15 protein-coding genes, 1 tRNA gene and 1 pseudogene are annotated in these 16,793 nt (G+C 62.6%); 10 read left to right on the top strand and 7 right to left on the bottom strand.

What is annotated here, in order from left to right; translation table 11 throughout:
• Positions 1 to 105 precede the first annotated feature (105 nt).
• Positions 106 to 1,416 (top strand): DNA repair protein NreA, encoded by a 1,311-nt coding sequence (gene nreA / locus ACRYA2_RS12530; protein ID WP_433628451.1) that lies wholly within the window; start codon positions 106 to 108, stop codon positions 1,414 to 1,416.
• Between the two features lie 32 nt (positions 1,417 to 1,448).
• Here nreA and ACRYA2_RS12525 read toward each other — a convergent pair.
• A pseudogene (locus ACRYA2_RS12525) lies at positions 1,449 to 2,684 on the bottom strand (tripartite tricarboxylate transporter permease); the annotation flags it as partial.
• Between the two features lie 118 nt (positions 2,685 to 2,802).
• Between ACRYA2_RS12525 and ACRYA2_RS12520 the strand changes: the two are divergent.
• The 3 genes from ACRYA2_RS12520 to queC are packed head-to-tail and all read left to right on the top strand — an operon-like array spanning position 2,803 to position 4,749.
• Positions 2,803 to 3,243: a 6-pyruvoyl trahydropterin synthase family protein gene (locus tag ACRYA2_RS12520; RefSeq protein WP_433628448.1), complete on the top strand. Its 441-nt coding sequence runs from the start codon at positions 2,803 to 2,805 to the stop codon at positions 3,241 to 3,243.
• Position 3,244: 1 nt separating this feature from the next.
• A complete protein-coding gene (locus tag ACRYA2_RS12515) occupies positions 3,245 to 4,021 on the top strand; it encodes a 7-carboxy-7-deazaguanine synthase QueE (RefSeq protein WP_433628446.1) in 777 nt (258 codons plus the stop codon).
• Positions 4,022 to 4,023: 2 nt separating this feature from the next.
• Entirely contained in the window at positions 4,024 to 4,749 is a 726-nt protein-coding gene (gene queC, locus ACRYA2_RS12510; protein WP_433628443.1) for a 7-cyano-7-deazaguanine synthase QueC, read from the top strand.
• Positions 4,750 to 4,770: 21 nt separating this feature from the next.
• On the opposite strand, the gene ACRYA2_RS12505 is transcribed toward queC, so the two are convergent.
• The 6 genes from ACRYA2_RS12505 to ACRYA2_RS12480 form a co-directional block, all read right to left on the bottom strand.
• The gene (locus ACRYA2_RS12505) at positions 4,771 to 5,769 is read right to left on the bottom strand and encodes a DMT family transporter (RefSeq protein WP_433628441.1); all 999 of its coding nucleotides are present in this window, start codon (positions 5,767 to 5,769) and stop codon (positions 4,771 to 4,773) included.
• Between the two features lie 135 nt (positions 5,770 to 5,904).
• Positions 5,905 to 6,915: a presenilin family intramembrane aspartyl protease PSH gene (locus ACRYA2_RS12500; RefSeq protein ID WP_433628438.1), complete on the bottom strand. Its 1,011-nt coding sequence runs from the start codon at positions 6,913 to 6,915 to the stop codon at positions 5,905 to 5,907.
• A gap of 93 nt (positions 6,916 to 7,008) precedes the next feature.
• Positions 7,009 to 9,378, bottom strand: a complete 2,370-nt coding sequence (gene mutL, locus ACRYA2_RS12495; RefSeq protein ID WP_433628436.1) for a DNA mismatch repair endonuclease MutL — start codon at positions 9,376 to 9,378, stop codon at positions 7,009 to 7,011.
• Between the two features lie 53 nt (positions 9,379 to 9,431).
• Positions 9,432 to 9,842: a CoA-binding protein gene (locus ACRYA2_RS12490; RefSeq protein WP_433628433.1), complete on the bottom strand. Its 411-nt coding sequence runs from the start codon at positions 9,840 to 9,842 to the stop codon at positions 9,432 to 9,434.
• A gap of 113 nt (positions 9,843 to 9,955) precedes the next feature.
• On the bottom strand, positions 9,956 to 10,597 hold the full coding sequence (locus tag ACRYA2_RS12485) for an RAD55 family ATPase (protein WP_433628430.1): 642 nt from the start codon (positions 10,595 to 10,597) through the stop codon (positions 9,956 to 9,958).
• Between the two features lie 134 nt (positions 10,598 to 10,731).
• Positions 10,732 to 11,583: a geranylgeranylglycerol-phosphate geranylgeranyltransferase gene (locus tag ACRYA2_RS12480; protein WP_433628426.1), complete on the bottom strand. Its 852-nt coding sequence runs from the start codon at positions 11,581 to 11,583 to the stop codon at positions 10,732 to 10,734.
• A gap of 100 nt (positions 11,584 to 11,683) precedes the next feature.
• Between ACRYA2_RS12480 and ACRYA2_RS12475 the strand changes: the two genes are divergently transcribed.
• The 6 genes from ACRYA2_RS12475 (at position 11,684) to ACRYA2_RS12450 (ending at position 15,964) form a co-directional block, all read left to right on the top strand.
• Positions 11,684 to 11,758 (top strand) — tRNA-Arg (locus tag ACRYA2_RS12475).
• 354 nt (positions 11,759 to 12,112) lie between these two features.
• Positions 12,113 to 12,766: a TIGR02391 family protein gene (locus tag ACRYA2_RS12470; RefSeq protein WP_433628424.1), complete on the top strand. Its 654-nt coding sequence runs from the start codon at positions 12,113 to 12,115 to the stop codon at positions 12,764 to 12,766.
• Between the two features lie 82 nt (positions 12,767 to 12,848).
• Positions 12,849 to 13,097, top strand: coding sequence for a hypothetical protein (locus ACRYA2_RS12465; protein WP_433628421.1), 249 nt, complete (start codon positions 12,849 to 12,851; stop codon positions 13,095 to 13,097).
• A gap of 577 nt (positions 13,098 to 13,674) precedes the next feature.
• Positions 13,675 to 14,775 carry a hypothetical protein gene (locus ACRYA2_RS12460; RefSeq protein WP_433628418.1) on the top strand — a complete coding sequence of 367 codons (1,101 nt, stop codon included), beginning with the start codon at positions 13,675 to 13,677 and terminating at the stop codon, positions 14,773 to 14,775.
• A 169-nt stretch (positions 14,776 to 14,944) separates the two neighbouring features.
• Positions 14,945 to 15,160 (top strand): hypothetical protein, encoded by a 216-nt coding sequence (locus ACRYA2_RS12455; RefSeq protein WP_433628415.1) that lies wholly within the window; start codon positions 14,945 to 14,947, stop codon positions 15,158 to 15,160.
• 24 nt (positions 15,161 to 15,184) lie between these two features.
• Entirely contained in the window at positions 15,185 to 15,964 is a 780-nt protein-coding gene (locus ACRYA2_RS12450) for a DUF6338 family protein (protein ID WP_433628413.1), read from the top strand.
• Positions 15,965 to 16,793 lie beyond the last annotated feature (829 nt).

Here is a 16,793-nt window from a genome sequence, read left to right as displayed (position 1 = left end):
GCAACTGCACCAGCGGAGTGACAGGTCCCGTTCCGGGACGACGCCGACCCGCCGTCGCGGGGTGGGTCCGAACGTTCAAGCCCGTCGCGTTCCAATTTCCGTCGAATGCGGCTGGACGAGTACATCGACGGTCTGCAGCAGGACGACGGCGAACGGCGGCGCCGGCTCGCCGAGGAGAAGTCCTACGAGATCCTCGACTACGTCGACGACTTCCAGGACCGCTTCGAGGAGGTGGCGCAGGGAGACACGCTGTTCGGCAGCACCTCCCCCTCCGTGTTCGTCGGGCGGTCGTCGTACCCGAATGTCTCGACCGGCATCCTCTCGCCGGTCGGAGCGGAAGAGAGCGCTTCGGAGTTCGCCACCAGCGGGGACTGGTACAGTCGTGGCCTCGACATCGACAACGTCCTCCAGTACCGGACGGGCCTGTTGAACTCCAATCGGTCCGCGCAGGTGAACGTCGAGGACACCTGGGACGGGTTCGTCGGCGTCCAGCGCGAGATAGCGATCGCCGACCGCCCTGTCGACGTGGAGATCGGTCTCTCCGAGTCGCTCGACCTGGACGTGGACGTGGACGACGTGGCGACCCCGACCGGACCCTCCGCCCGCGCCGAGTCCGCCGCGCTCGCGGAGAACCCGCACGTCCCCCGGCCCGTGAAGAAGACGCTGGAGGACGACGACTGGCAGGCGCAGGGCGCGATGAACTACCTCTACCGCCGCGGATTCGACGTGTACGACATCAACACCATCCTCTCGGCGGGCGCGCTCGGGCAGGGCGAGAACCGCCGGCTGGTCCCGACGCGCTGGTCCATCACGGCCGTCGACGACACCGTCGGGCAGTATCTCCGGGGGCGCATCCGGGACGCCCCGAGCGTCGACGAGACGCAGGTCTGGGTGAACGAGTACATGGGCAACCGCTACTGGGTCGTGCTCTCGCCCGGCCAGTGGGAGTTCGAACTCGTCGAGATGAAAGCGCCGGGGAGCATCTGGAACCCGAACCCCGACGACGACCTCTGGATGGCGAGCGCCCACGAGGGGTACGAGGGCCGGACGGGGTACGTCGACGAGACGGCCGGCGCGTACTACGCAGCACGCCTCGGCGTCCTCGAACATCTCGCCGACGTCGGTCGGCAGGCGAAGGCGCTCGTCTTCCGGGAGGTCAGCGACGACTACTGGGCCCCGGTCGGCGTCTGGCAGGTCCGCGAGAGCGTCCGGAACGCCTTCGACGGCGTTCCCGGCGGCGCGTCGGACGCGGCACCGGAGAGTCGCGAGTCGCTGGCCGGCGAGTTCGGCGAGGCCGAATCGTTCCACGACGCCGTCCGCACCATCGTCCCGCAGCTGCCCGTCTCGACGGCCGCCCTGCGTCGGAAGTCGAAGATGGTGTCCGGACTGCAGGTGCGGCTCTCGGACTTCGGATAGCCCGAAGCCGCTCTCCTCCACGGCTCACACCCCCCCAGAATCAGCGGGCCGAGGAGCACGCCCATCAGGTGGACGCGCCGACAGCCGACCCGGGTCGGTATCAGTCCGACGAGCGCGCTCCCGAAGAAGACGCCGACGCCGACGGCGCCCGCAAAGGCGAACGACACCGCGACCAGCAGCACGAGCACGCCGACCGTGAGGTAGGTGTAGTCCAGCCGTCCCACGGTCCGCAGGTAGCGGTCGCCGAGCAGGAGGACGAGCGCGAACCCGGCGGCGCTGGCGATGCCGGCGCTGGCGAGCAGGAGGGGGAGCGCGACGGGCGCGTTCGCCTCCCGGAGCGCGACCATCACACCGGTCCGCGGGGAGCCGAGCGACGCGAGCGCGAACAGGGCGAACACGGTGTTGGCCGTGTTGACGCCGCTGGTCGCCACGACGAACCCCCGGGCCTCGGTGCGCCCCGGGACGGCTGCCAGCGCTATCACGGCCGCGACGGCGCTGGAGACGCCGGGGAGGTAGCCGACGACCGCCCCCGCGAACGCGCCGGCCAGCGCGGTGACCCCGACCGACCAGGGCGGCGTAGCGACGGCGGGATCGGCCTGTTCGGGGACGCCGGCACCGCCGACGGCCTCGACGAGCACGGGCGCGCCGAACAGGCCGGCGAAGAGCGGCGCGAGCACGCCGTCCGCGGGCAGGGGCGCGGCCGGAGAGAGGTCCAGCGTCGCCCAGCCGAGCGCGGCGCTGACGGCGAACGCACCCAGTCCGGCGACGCGCCCGCGCCAGGTCGGCTCCGTGGCGACGAGGAAGCACACGACCGCCCCGAGGACGACCGGCAGGTGTGCCCGGACCGTCGGATAGGCGGTCGTCATCGCCTTCGTCACCGGCACGGCGAGGGGGACGGCCAGGAGAACGGCGAGACCGCTCCCGAGCGCCGAGAGCCGGACCGCCTCCCGGCCCCGTCCCTCGATGACGAGCCGGTGTCCGGGCAGCGCCGACGCGGCCATCGCCGGGTCGGGCACGCCCAGCGCGAGCGCGGGCACCACGTCGAGGAACGAGTGGACGACGCCGGCCGCGAGGATGGCCGCGCCGACGAGCCGCGGCGGGCCTGGAATCGCGAGTGCGACAGACGCCAGCAGCAGCGCGAGGTTGTTGACGTGGAGGCCGGGTACCAGACCGCTGGTCGTCCCGAGCGCGACGCCGCCGAGGACGAAGCCGAGCGCCGTCGCCGCGGCCGCCGGTGCGAGCACGACCTGGGTTCCGAACGCTTCCATCGGGCGGGAATGGTCCCGTCCTCCGGTTTAAACGTTCGCCGGGGCCGCCTCCGCGACCCCCGACGCAGGGCGGCAGCGACTTGCGTACGTTTAAGTGTTCGTCGGATAATCCTCGGGTATGTCTGGAATCGTACCCGAATCGTCGTCAGAGCGCGTCCTCCACGTCGGCCGCGACCGCCCGATTCGCATCAGCACCGGGCATCGCATCCTGCACCATGACGGGAAATGCAGCCGTCCGCACGGACACAACTACGAGATAGCGGTGACGGTCGTCGGCGAGTTGACCGAGGAGGGCTGGGTCGTCGACAAAGGAGAGATTACCTCGGTAATATCGAAGTGGGACCACCGGTTCCTGCTCGAGGCCGACGACCCGCTGGTCGAGGCGTTCGAGGCGAGCGGCGACGGTGACGCCGTGGTCGTGCTCGACGCGCCCCCGACCGCGGAGGTGATGAGCGTCGAACTGGAGCGTCGCCTCGACGAACGACTGCCCGACACCGTCTCGGACGTTCGGGTCCAGGTGTCCGAGACGGCCGAGCTCTGCGGCGGGAGCCCGCTCTGAGATGCCGGTGAGCAGCGACGCAGTGGAGCGCGAGGGAGACGGGGACGGATCCGACGAGCCGACCCTCCCCGTGAACGAGCTGTTCTACTCGCTCCAGGGCGAGGGGACCCTCGCCGGCACGCCCAGCGTCTTCGTCCGGACCAGCGGCTGTAACCTCCGGTGCTGGTTCTGTGACTCCTATCACACCTCGTGGGAGCCGACCCACGCACGGATGACGGTCGACGAGGTCGTCGCAGAGGTCGCGTCGCACGACGCAGACCACGTCGTCGTCACCGGCGGCGAACCGCTGGTCCACGACGAGATAGCGGTGCTCCTCGACCGCCTCGACGCGGCCGGCTACCACACGACCGTCGAGACGAACGGCACGGTGTACCGCGACGTTTCCATCGACCTCGCCAGCGTCAGCCCGAAACTCGCCGGGTCGACGCCGACCGCCGAGAAGGACCCGGCGGGCGAGGGCGAGTGGGCCGAGCGCCACGAGGCGCGACGCATCGACCTCGACGCGCTGGCGGCGCTCGTCGAGAACTACGACCACCAGTTGAAGTTCGTCGTCACCGACGAGGCGGACGTCCGCGAGGTCGAGGAGCTCCTGGGTCGAATCCGGGACGCGGCGAGCGTCGCCGTCCCGGACGACGCCGTCCTGCTGATGCCGGAGGGCGCGACCCGCAAGCGACTCGACGAGACGCGCCCCCGCGTCGCCGAACTGGCGATGGAGTACGGCTACCGCTACACGCCCCGACTGCACGTAAACCTCTGGAACGACGCCCCCGAAACCTGACGATGTCACCGACCGACACTCACGACGCATCCGACGCCGACGCATCGACCGAGAGACGAGCCGTCGTCCTCGCCTCCGGCGGGATGGACAGCGCGACCGCCGCCTGGGAGGCCCGCGAGCGCGGCTTCGTCCCCGTCTTCCTGCACACTTCCTACGGCCAGCGCACCGAGGACAGGGAGTTCGACTGCGCGAGACGGCAGGCCGACATCCTCGACGCGCCGTTCCTCCGCGTCGAGACGAGCCACCTCGCCGATATCGGCGGGTCGAGTCTCACCGACGACTCGATGGCGGTCGAGGACGCCGACATGGAGAGCGACGAGGTGCCGGACACGTACGTCCCGTTCCGGAACGCGAACCTCCTCTCGATGGCCGTCTCGGCCGCGGAAGCCAACGACTGCGACGCCGTGTTCGTCGGCGCGCACAGCGAGGACTTCTCCGGCTACCCCGACTGCCGCCCCGAGTTCTTCGAGGCGTTCCAGTCCGTCGTCGACGTGGGGACGAAACCCGACACGGACATCGACGTGGTCGCGCCGTTCGTCGAGTGGTCGAAGACCGACATCGCCGAGCGGGGGACGGAACTCGGCGTCCCCTACGAGCACACCTGGAGCTGTTACCGCGAGGAATCGCCGGCCTGCGGCACCTGCGACGCCTGTGCGTACCGCCTCCAGGCGTTCCGGAACGTCGGCGTGCGTGACCCCGTCGACTACGAGCGACGACCGGAGTACTGACGCGTCGTTTCGACCGGCGGGCTAGCCGGCCCCCGACGCCGTCGAGGTGACGTAGATGCCCGCGAGCACGACCGCACCGCCGGCGACGGTCGCCGTGCCGGGCACCTGGCCGAGCAGGACGAGCGCGAGCAGGGTGCTACCGACGGGTTCGCCCAGCAGGGAGACGCTAACGACGCTGGACTCGACGTACTTCAGTGCCCAGTTGATGACGGTGTGGCCGAAAATGCCCGGTCCGACCGCCATCCCGAGGAAGAGCAGCCACTCCACCGGCGGGTAGGCGGTGAGCGCGAGGTCGGCCGCGCCGACCTGCGCGAGCGCGACGCCGAACAGGACGACGGTACAGACGCCGTAGACGACGGTGACGTAGGGGACGAGCGAGACGCGCTGGCGGATGGACCGCCCGGCGAGGACGTACCCGGCCGCCGCGACGGCACCCGCGACCGCCAGGGCGTTGCCGTACAGCGGTCGCGGGCTGGCGCCGGCGCTCGCCGACTCGCTGTCGAGTATCGCGCCCGTGAGCAGTTCGTCCCACAGCGTGCCCGAAAGAACCCCCTGGAGCTCCGCGCCCGAGACCACGCCGCCGAGCGACATCGCCGCCATCCCGACGAACGCGACGAGGATGCCGATGACTGTCCGGCGCGTGACGCGCTCGTCGAGCAGCGCCCACGCGCCGACGGCGACGAACAGCGGCTGGGACTGGACCAGCGTCACCGAGGCCGCCACCGTCGTCCAGTCCAGGCTCTCGAACCACGTGATGAAGTGGACCGCCAGCGCCCCTCCCGTGACGACCGCGGCCAGCAGGTCCCGTCCGGCCAACGTCGCGAGGTCGCTCCGGTAGCGCGTCGCCGCGAACGGCGCGAGCAACAGGGTGGTGAAGAGGACGCGGTAGAACGCCTTGACGATGCTCGGCGCGTCGCTGAACTCGATGAGGATGGCGCTCGTGCTGACGGCGACGATGGCGACGGCGAGGGCGACCATCGGCGGCACCTCTCGTTCGGCCCAGTCGACGACGTGAAACATCGCTCTCGCTCGACGTTGGTTCCGGCACGCGATTCAAAGTTCGGGTCCCGGCGAAGGGCGAGGCCGGGAGAGCGCGCGGACGATGGACGGCGAACACCGCGAGAGCGCGTCGACGGACCGCGTGGCGACGCGGCCCTACAGACCCAGGGCGGTCGTGAGCGACAGTCCGCTGGCGAGCGCGCCGACGAGGTAGCCGCCGATGGCGCCGCCGTTGAGCAGCGGCAGGCCTGCGTGCGCTCGGCCCTTCAGCACCAGCCACAGCAGGACGACGAGGCCGCCCATCGTCCCGACCATCGACGTCAGCGCGGGGAGGTTCAGGGCGATGCCCGAGACGAGCGGTTCGACCGGCGCGAAGAAGGCGGCGCTGGCGACCATCACCGTCGGCATGACGGCGTCGCCGAGGCCGATGAAGAACACGTCGCGCTCGGACGCCCCCGGGCCGTGGCCGGTGGCCGTCCCGTCGTTCGCGCCGCCGTCGCCCAGTCGCTCGTCCGCCGAGACGGCTCCCTCCGGGGTCGCCTGCGCCGTCTCCTCCAGGTAGGAGTACGACAGCGTCAGCGGGATGACGAGCACGACGGGAATCTTGAGGTCCATCACGCCAGACGCGAGTGTGAGCATGTGTTCGGTACCGTAGACGCTGATGGCGTCGTAGACGGCGAGCACGGAGAGCAGGACGATGGCTGGCAGCAGGCCGAAACTGATGCCGAAGAGGCCGGCCGCGCCGGCACCCATCACGACGCCCGCCGCGTCGATGACGTACCACTCGGGGTACACCGCGAGTGCGAGCGCGACGAGCGCGGCGGCGACCCACGCCAGCACGTTGAACTGCGCCCCGCCGAGCGTGACCACCAGGGAAGCCGGTATCACGACGCTGAAGACGTACAGCGAGAGCAGACCGCTCGTGGCGATGATGACGACGCGGAGAATCCACTCCACGCCGAGTTTCATCACTGCGAGCATCCCCGCCGTAAATACGAGGATGATGCCGATGTAGACCAGACTGTTGGTGGGGTCCGAGGGGTCCTCGACGGTCTGGAAGCCGGCCGACTGGAACGGCTCGACCAGCGCCAGCGCGCCGAGCTGGACGAGGAGGAAGATGGCGACCGTCAGCCCGGCGGCCCCGAAAACGCGCGTTCGCTGTTCCATGCCCGGACCATCGAAGTCACAGGTCTTTGGGGTTTCGGGTTCCCACTCGGCGGACTGCGAGCGGTCCGGCGCTCCGTCCGGCGTCCGCGCCGATCACTCCGGGCGCCGCCGGGCGTGGCCGGGGTAGTCTCGCTCGAACCGCTCTTCTATCTCCCGTTCGCTGAACTCGACGACGACGGGCCGTCCGTGCGGGCAGGCGTACGGGTTCTCGCAGTCGTCCAGTTCGGCTAGTAGCGACACCACGTCGCCCTCCTTCAACGACGTGTTGCCGGTGATGGAGGGGTAACACGCCAGGTCGGAGATGAGCGCGTCCGCGGTCGTCGTCGCGGCGTCGTCGGTCTCGTCTCCGTCCGTCGAGACGAACTCGCTCAGCACGTCGCGGAGTAGCTCCGGGTCGAGCGTCTCGTCGAGCACCGCCGGAACGGTCGTCACCTCGACGCTGCGGCTCACCGCCGACGCGTCGCCCTCGTCGTCCGGTTCGTTCCCCTCCGGGTCCTCCGGCACGCGTCCGGCGTGGAACCCGAGCTGGGCCAGCGCGTCGCGGTACTCGTCGAACAGCGCCGCCTCCCGCGCGGTGAGTTCGAGTTCGACCGGCTCCGCGAGCACCTGCGTCGTCGTCTCGCCCGCGAACTGCTCGCGGAGCCGCTCGTAGTTCACGCGCTCGTCGGCGGCGTGCTGGTCGACGAGAACGAGTCCGTCCCTCGTCTCCGCGACGACGTACGTGTCGTGCAACTGCCCGAGGACGGACATCGCCGGCAGGCGGTCGAACTCCCGCTCCGGGGCGTCCCCGAGCGTCCCCGCCTCCGTCGCCGGCCGGAACTTGCGCTCGGCGGACCTCGGAACCTCCGACCCGCCGGCCGTCGATCCGCCGTCGTCCCCGTCCCGCGCGTCGTCCCTCGACGCGCTCGCCTCGTCGCCGCGGCGGCGTCCCGTCCGCCGATTCGCCGGCGTTCGACTCCCGGCCGGACTCGACCCGTCGGCGTCGGCTCTGCGTGCGGACCCGTCGACCTCGGTCGCCGTACCGGCGTCGTCCGTCGAGGCGGGTGCCCGGCCGGAGTTCTGTTCGGAACGGGACTCGCGTCCGTCCGTCGACGGTCGGGACGACCCCCCGGTCGCGCTCGTCGAGACGGACGACTCAGTCGCCGAGGCGGACGACTGCCGCGTCGGGGCGTCGGTCCGCTGCGGACCACCGTCGTCGGCGTCGTCGCCCGCGCCGACGCCCGCGGGGCCGGCCGAAGCGCCGAGTTCCGACTGATCGCGTGGCGGCCCGTCGCGGTCGACGTCTCCCCGCACCGGGTCGACGTCGGCCTCCGGAGGAGTCGAGCGTCCCCGGGGCGCAGACGAGCGAACCAGACCGTGGTCGAGCAGTGCCGACTCGACGGTCTCGCGGACCGTCTCCCGGACCGCCGCCTCGTCCCCGAACCGGACCTCCATCTTCCGCGGATGGGCGTTCACGTCCACCGCGTCCCCCGGCAGGTCGAGGAAGAGCACGGCGAACGGGTAGCGGTCGGGCGCGAGCTGGTCACCGTACGCGTCCAGCACGGCCTCCCGAACTGCCGACGAGCGCACGTAGCGCCCGTTGACGTAGGTCGAGACGTACTCGCGGCTGCTCCGCGTCGTCTCCGGATGGCTGACGTACCCCGAGACGTCGACCGAACTTTCCCCGTCCCCCGACGCAGCGAAATCGTCCCTGTCGCCCGGCTCTACCGATTCGTCCCCGTCCCTTGACCTCGCGGACTCCCCACCACTCGACTCGACGGGAATCATCGCCTCAGCGACCTCGCGGCCGTACACCGAGAGGATGGCCGACCGGAGGTCGCCGCGGCCGGTCGTCGAGAACACCTCGCGGCCGTCGTGGGTCAGCGAGACGGCGACGTCCGGATTCGCCAGCGCGTAGCGCGTGACCACGCGGTTGACGTGCGAGAACTCGGTCGCCTCGGTCTTCAGGTACTTCTCGCGCGCCGGCGTGTTGAAGAAGAGGTCCGCGACCTCGACCGTCGTCCCCTCGGGACAGCCGGCGGGCCCGACGGCCTCGACCTCGCCGCCGACCAGTCGGAGTTCGGTCCCGCGGTCGCCGTCCCGTGGCTTCGTCCGGATGGTCGTCCGGGACACCGCGCCGATGGTGTACAGTGCCTCACCGCGGAACCCGAGCGTCCCCACGCCCGATTCGAGGTCGTCGATGTCCCGTATCTTGCTCGTCGTGTGCTCCCGGACGGCGGCGCGAGCGTCCGCTTCCGTCATCCCGACGCCGTCGTCGCTGACGGCGATGCGCTCGGTGCCGCCCGCCTCCACCGTCACGTCGACGCGCGACGCGTCGGCGTCGAGGCTGTTCTCCACGAGTTCCTTGACGGCGCTCGCGGGCCGTTCGACCACCTCACCGGCCGCTATCTGCTGGACCGTCCGTTCGTCCAGTTCGCGGATGGTCGTATCCCGGGCGTTCGCGTCGTCGTCCCCCTCGCTCATCCCTCTAACCGTGTCCTCGCGGCGCCTTCAACGTTGTCACCGCCGACGGACCGTCACTCCATCAGCCGCTGATGTTCGACCTTCATGCAGTGGTCCTGGACGACGCGCTTGCCGGCGTTCTCTGCGCGTTCGGCCGCCTCGTCGTCGCGGATGCCGAGCTGCGTCCAGATGACGTCCGCGTCGTCGCGCTCGACCGCGGCGTCGACGATGCCTGCGACCTCGTCGCTCGGCCGGAACACGTCCACGACGTCGACGCCCTCCTCGACGTCGGCCAGCGAGTCGTACGCCCGACGGCCGAATATCTCGTCGGCGTACGGGTTCACCGGAATCACGTCGTAGCCGTGTTCCCGGAGGTACTTCGGAATCTCGTGGGCGTCTTTGCCTTCCGTCGTCGAACAGCCGACGACCGCGACGGTGTCGAGTTCGAGTATCTGACGGAGTTCGTCGTCGCTCTCGACTGGCATACCGGTAAATCACGGGACGCGCCAGCAAAAACGTGCTGCCGAAGGCCGACGTACTGCAGAGAAACGGCGTGCTGGAGAACGGCCCGCAGAAGCGGTCGACCGCTCGACTCCGCTCAGACGGTCTGCCACTCTGTCGTCTCGCCGACGCCTTTCAGTCGAAGCTCCGACCGGTCGGCGTCGCTCTCTCGAACCTCTATCTCGCCGTCGAACAGCTGTCGGAGCGGGCTCATCGTCTGGTCGTCGTGTGCCGTCGAGTCGACAACGAACAGGCCAAGGGCGTCTGCGCTCTGGACGCGACCCGTGAAGACGTGGAGGAACCGGAACACGGTCTGGAGGTTCGAGTACATCAGCAGCGTCGACAGCGAGTCGAGCAGGATGCGGTTCTCGCGGACGCCGCGCTCGTAGAACCGCTCCAGAAACTCCGAGAGTTCGATACCGATGCCGGTCATGTCGACCGGCGAGGACGCGTAGGCCACCCTGTCGGTGGGCGTCGGACTCGCTCCCTGCTGCTTGGAGACGCAGTCGACGACGCCCACTGCCGGAACGGCCCCGTCGAAGCGGTCCTCGTACGCCCGGAGGACCTCGTCGCCACTGTCCTGCGTCGTGACGACGATCGCACCGTCGCCCCGACGACTGCCGTGCGTCAGTATGTCGAGACCGAGGGCACGCTTGCCAGTCATCGGCGGGCCAGCGATCAGCAGGTTCGTCCCCGGTTCACATTCGGTGGCCGAGCACGCGTCACCGAGTTCATACATGACGTCCCTCACGGCAGTGTGGCAGGAGAACGCCGGCCGTCGACCACGGTCGACCCTCTCCTCTGTCTCATCGTAGATAAAGATAGGCACTTTTACTTATATTCTTTTTTATTGGTATCTGTTCCGTCACGTCGCTAGAGAAGGGTGCCGACGCGACCGACGACGAACGCCGCCGCGGCGAGGAACATGCCGTACTTGAGGTGTAACTGGCCCGCGGTCGGGTCCTCGAAACTCTCGTAGGCCGCGTACAGCATCACCGCGTCGGCGGGCGCGACCGCCACGAGGTACACCGCGCCGAATGCCGTCCAGAAGTACGGGAGCGGACTGGCGGCGACTGCGACCACGAGCAACGCCGCCCCGACGGCGAGCGCCGGCCGCGCACCGATGGCCAGCGGGAGCGTGTTCAGCCCCTCCTCGCGGTCGCCCGCCATGTCCTCCACGTCCTTGACGATTTCGCGCGTCAGCGTCGACAGTGCGGCCAGCACGAAGAGGACGCCCGACCCGGCGATGCTGCCGACGGCCGCACCCCCGAACAGGAACGTGCTCCCGCCGAGGTAGGCGACGACGGCGTTACCGACGCCCGGCAGTCCCTTGAACCACTCCGTGTACAGGAGCAGCGCGAGGAGGTTCACCAGCGCGATGGCGATGGCCAACGGCGGCAAGGTGAGCGTCGCCAGGACCGCACCGACGAACAGCGCCGCGCTGAACCACAGCGCCTCCCGCGGCGTCACTGCTCCGCGGGGAATCGGTCTGGCCGGCGCGTTGATGGCGTCTATCTCCCGGTCGAAGTAGTCGTTGATGGAGTTGCCGGCGGCGGTCGCGAGCCACGTCGCCGCGACCGCGGCCGTGACGTTGCCGACCGGATCCGCGACCGACTGGTCGGTGATACCGGCGACGAACGCCCCGATGAGGGTCAGAACGCCAGCGGCGAACGTGTTCCCGGGCCGGGTGAGTTCGAACAGCCCCCGGGCACGTCCGTCGTCCATACCCCGGCTACTCGTCCGACCCTGTATAAATGAATCGGACGTGCCGCGGTCCGGGAGAAACCACGGCGCTTAAAAGGAGTCGCGCAGTACGTGTGACCGAGGGCGCTTAGCTCAGTCTGGACAGAGTACTTGGCTTCGGACCAAGCTGTCGCGGGTTCAAATCCTGCAGCGCCCATCACGTTCTGTGACGGTCTGCATCCAACAGACGGCGTCGAGTTGGTTTTAAACGCGACGCCAGCCGCGGCAGAGAGTTCGTCATGCCGCATGACGCGGGTCACCGCTGTGGTGGAGTTCGCAAGAGCCAATTCATCGCGGATGCACTTATTGATTATTGAGGATAATATTCCATGTTGGGATGTCGCCCTACTATTCAGAGTCAACCTGTGTTGTTAGCGTGAGAGGCCAACCCGATTTACCACACTAAACCGACTAGTCTACCAATGAGTAAATCACCTAATGAGGACCGAGTTCAGAAGCTCGAGAGATCTATCCCAAATCTTTACTATTAGATAGCGGACTCTCACAAACAATGAGGAGAACAGAACCCTACGATGTCATGCAAGTTTGCATGAATGGTCACCAGATCACAGACCACTATATTGATCGCCCCCACGACAGACAGGACGCCTGTAGGAAATGTGGCGCTGATACTATCCACGAGTGCGTAGAGTGCGGGGAGACGATACGAGGAAAACATGATCCACCCGGAAGCGGGCGCGTGGGTATCTATAGCGCGACTGTTCCTAACTATTGCAAAGATTGCGGTGCGGCCTATCCCTGGGCAGACAACGCAAACGAGTTCTCCGAAGTCGATTCCGGCGTTCTCGACAGCGAACTTGCCGAAGAATGCCTCTCCACGTACGAAAACGGCGACTACCAAGAGGCTGTCCGGACAGCGTTCATCATTCTCGAAGAACGAGTGCGAGAAAAAGGAGAATTCGAAGCCGACGATTATGGAGATAGCCTCATGTCTGAAGCATTCAGCGTCAATGGAGGCCCGCTAAGCTTTGGTGAAACAGGTGCGGAGAAACAAGGAGCGATGTTCCTTTACCGAGGCGCAATTATGGCTTTACGGAATCCAGCCAGTCATCGCTTCGTTGAAGAAGCTGACCAAGACTACGCCCGAGACGTACTCCACACGGTCAACCTTCTCCTGCGCATCCTCGAAGAGAACACGGACTGATCGGGAACGCCGCCCCGGCTTCAATCATGATGATGCCACAACAGTTATCATTCTACATGTGGGGATTGGATGGGGGATAAGAATGCCAGAGACCGCAAAAGAGTGCCGTGAAGCAGTAGCAGAATTGCTGACTAAGTCTAACTCAATAAAACTTAATGAAGAGCAGAGAGACGCGCTTCGAGATGCTGCATACAATAGATCCAAATCTTGTGACGCCTTAGAAAAATTCGAGAAAGCGAAAAAGAGTCAATCTCCTAACCGGTTTCCTAAATATGTGATAGGAGTAGCAGCGTCAATATTGATTTATTTGTTTATGAGAAAGAAAAGGTGAATTTGGCTCTCTTAACCCCAGCTATCTCGACCGAGCAGAATCGACATCTCCTGCATCACGCCATGGGCGAACTTCCGCTTGCTCGAAAGAGCTGTCTCATCATCACATACACGCTCCATCTCCTGATAGATAAGCGCTATCTCACGTTGTTCTAAAACAAGAAGGTACTGAGTGGGCATTCCTAAATGAGTGGTTGGAGACGAGCGTGGTGGCTTTGGAGTGGAGGCCGTATCGCGTCGTGTGCCAGACCAGACGTAGACGTGGTTTGTTCACGCCGAGATTGAGCGTCACGTCGCCGTCAGCATCGGCTTCGCGGTTCTCGACCGACAACGTGAATTTCCCAACGTTAGTGACCGTGGCCTTATTGGCAGGGTCAGCAGGCTCGCCAGCGGAGTTGAACAGAGTTAGGGTGGTTCTCACGCAGATCAGGTTCTCACGGGTCTACTCTAATCCTAAATAGATTTTACTAATAAAGAAGTGGCAGTTAAGGTGGAAGTACGCCACAGATGCTTTAACTTTGGATAAAGTATGAAGATAGCGCTCCATATCAGATGTGGGTTAGGACGGAGGTGTGGATATGAAAAAGTCATCAGACAAAATTAGAATCTTTCCCATTCTTACAGACATTATTGGTTATTGTGACTTAAAGCTATTATTTATATGGGCTAAAAATACGTTCTACTCCTATATATTTCTTTCAGCTATATTATTGATCTCCATGCTTTACACTATACCGTTAAGTACTCTATCAAATACAGAGCTTGTTGTTTTCCCTATGTTAGCATTGATTCCTGCTGTTAGTTATTCAATAGATATTCTACAAACGTCTGTGCGCGGAATGGATGCTACACCGTCTCAAAAGAGAACTTTACCGCACTTACGAAGAGGATTAGAAGTAGGAATACTTTTAGTATTTTGGTGGTTTTCATTAAAAGCCATTGCATATTTTGTACTATCATTTATCTCGCCGGTTCTATCTCCGATTAATCTATATATATCGAATGATACAAATGTTATGGAGGAACTGCGATACATTATGAGCATTGCATTAACACCGCAACAGTCATATATTATTAGCGATTACTGGGAGCTAATTGATATTAACTACCATTTGTTTCTTGGCTTTTATGCCACTCCTTTTATCCTGGGGTCGTATTCTGAACGTGAGAGGTTTTTTGATTTTCTATCAATTCAAAGAGTGAGAGCTAGCATACTCACGAAGGATTATGCTATATTAGGTATTATCGCAGTAGTATTGTGGATAACTTTCTTATACTTAGGAAGTAATTCATTATCAGTTTTATACAAATACTTTGACTTATTCTTTCTCAAGTCAAACTTTGCCAAACGTTTCATTATAGGAAATACTTTAATACCGCTTTGGTTATATAACCCACTATATAATCTTATATATTTTATTCCTATTGCAATAATGATCAATATCAAATTTGCAGCTCCTTTTTATATTGTTGCCAGAATAACCGGTGTATATTGGCACATAATTGAACCAGATCAGGGGGAGAGAAAACTCCTTGTGGACACAACGAAACAACTCCAGCTCAGCTACTATGCGGAAAATCAACATAGAATATCACACCTATTACAGAAGATGATACTAATTATAAGTGAACCAGTTGGAGTGTGGAACGACGAAGAAGACGATGAATCTGATCGTTAAAGGATTATGTCAGGAATTACGCAAAGCGCCGATTTTTTGAGTGCAATCTTTGAGAACGCCCGTCTTGCGTGTCCCTCAAGGTTCGTTGACCTATCGGTTGCTATGACCTCAGAGCTGCTTGTAATATGAGGGAGTAAGAAATATAAGTTGGGAACCTAATATTAAAATGATGTCAGACGAGGGCTCTCAAGACGACGCAGCGGAGCTCAGCGAAGCCAGGGATAACAGTGAATTTTCCGAACAAGTCACCGATTCAGGGAGCATCGAGCAAGAAGGAGAACGGACAGACACGGAGGGGGTGCCCGAAGGCGGGTACGTGATGGCCCCAACATCCAATGACCCAGATCGCGGGAGCGGCGACAGCGGAAGTAACTCCGACGAGTAAGGCTTATCGCGGCGAGATATCTATATGAAACTCACTGGACAGACGCTAGTCTTAGCAGCACTATTGCTCGCACCGGGGCTGATTGCCGTTCTTATTGGAATCACACTTGGTGTCGTCGAGCAGAAAGTCGAAGAGTATCAGCTCTATGCGACGAGTTTTGTAACCAGTCTTCTAATCGATATCGTCTTCATTTATCTTGTGCAAGCTCAGGGAGACTCTGTTACCGGACAATCAGATCTGGAAGCCGTCTTTTTCGGTCCGGAACGATTTCATGTTGAGAGTGCAGCCCTTCTCCTTACTCTCTCTGCGCTCTTCGGGGTGGCCTATGCGATTTCTCTGACGTTTAATGTCACTCATCAAGCCAGAAATTTCCTCACAAGATTCCACGGCCATCGCCGAAATCCGTGGCAACCGTGGGAGGGTGCGCTGCGCAACGCAGATCAGATCATGGTGGAACTCGAAGATGAGGACGTGGTAGGAAGACTCAGCGAGTACAGCCGCGTAGAGAAAGAACGCCAGATAGTGTTACGTTCACCTGTCTTTCCGGATTTTGAAGAAGAGCCATCACGTGAGAAAGTGATTCTCACCGAAGACCAAATCACAACCGTACACGTACTCACGACCAAAGAGCGTACGGGATTGTTATCCAAAATACGCTCGAAAGCATCTAACGGATGGTCCCGTATTCGAGGGGCGTTAGCATGGTCATCGGTGCGTTCGAAACTGCCTAAAATCAGGTCTAGTAAAGAAGCGCTTCAACAGACACAGACTGAGAAGTCGGAGTCGAACACATCTGACGACTGACCTTGGGGCGCCTTCGAAGACGATTACAACCCAAGTCGATAGACGATTCGGAACCGCCTCGACGAGCTCGTGGACCAAGGAGAGATCGGTCAAAAGGAACATGCGAACAGTCATGTTACCTACCGGCGGCCAGACAACGCCTGAACTTTTCGAGCTATCAAGTTCGCTTGCAGCTCGTGTTTAATTCAGCGATAGTAACGACATCGGAAAGACAATGTCGTACCTATTCATGCCTACCGGGATTTGTGGAAAATGGACTCCGTTGAAACCCTCCATAGTTGATGGGATTGGCGTGCAAGATAGAGAGGAGTTATTCAGGAAGACGGCATGAGTAGGAAGGGAGATGAATTGGATCTGACAGTGGCATCGAACAAGGATTCGTCGTCGAATGTCCTAACATCCCTGCAAACACTGAATTCAGTAGTGAGCGCGGTCAATATGAAGGTACAGGTAGATACTACTCTCGCGACCTCACAGTCGGGATTATCGACTTTGAGCAACTGACCACTGATGATAAGGATACGGCAAGAAGATTAGTTAGTAGCGATCTGTATCCTGCGTTATCTGGTTCACTTGCAAATGATTACGAAATTATTCGTGTTGGTGCAAAGAACGTAGTGAAAATGGGTGTGTTGAGCGCCTATGGTGATTTCTAACGAGTAGAATCATTTTTAGAGGCAAACGTCTTCTGCTCGTTTTCGTAGCTCATTCTCCACCTGTTGTTATCCTCAAAGCGCTTCCAATAACTGGTGGTCTGCGTTGGTGAACTCAAGAAGAGCGATATTATAGTGGATTTCGTTCTGAGCTTCTACAAAATTTGACGCTTCAA

Source organism: Halomicrococcus pelagicus (assembly GCF_050954125.1).
This window is presented reverse-complemented; position numbering and strand designations above follow the sequence as displayed.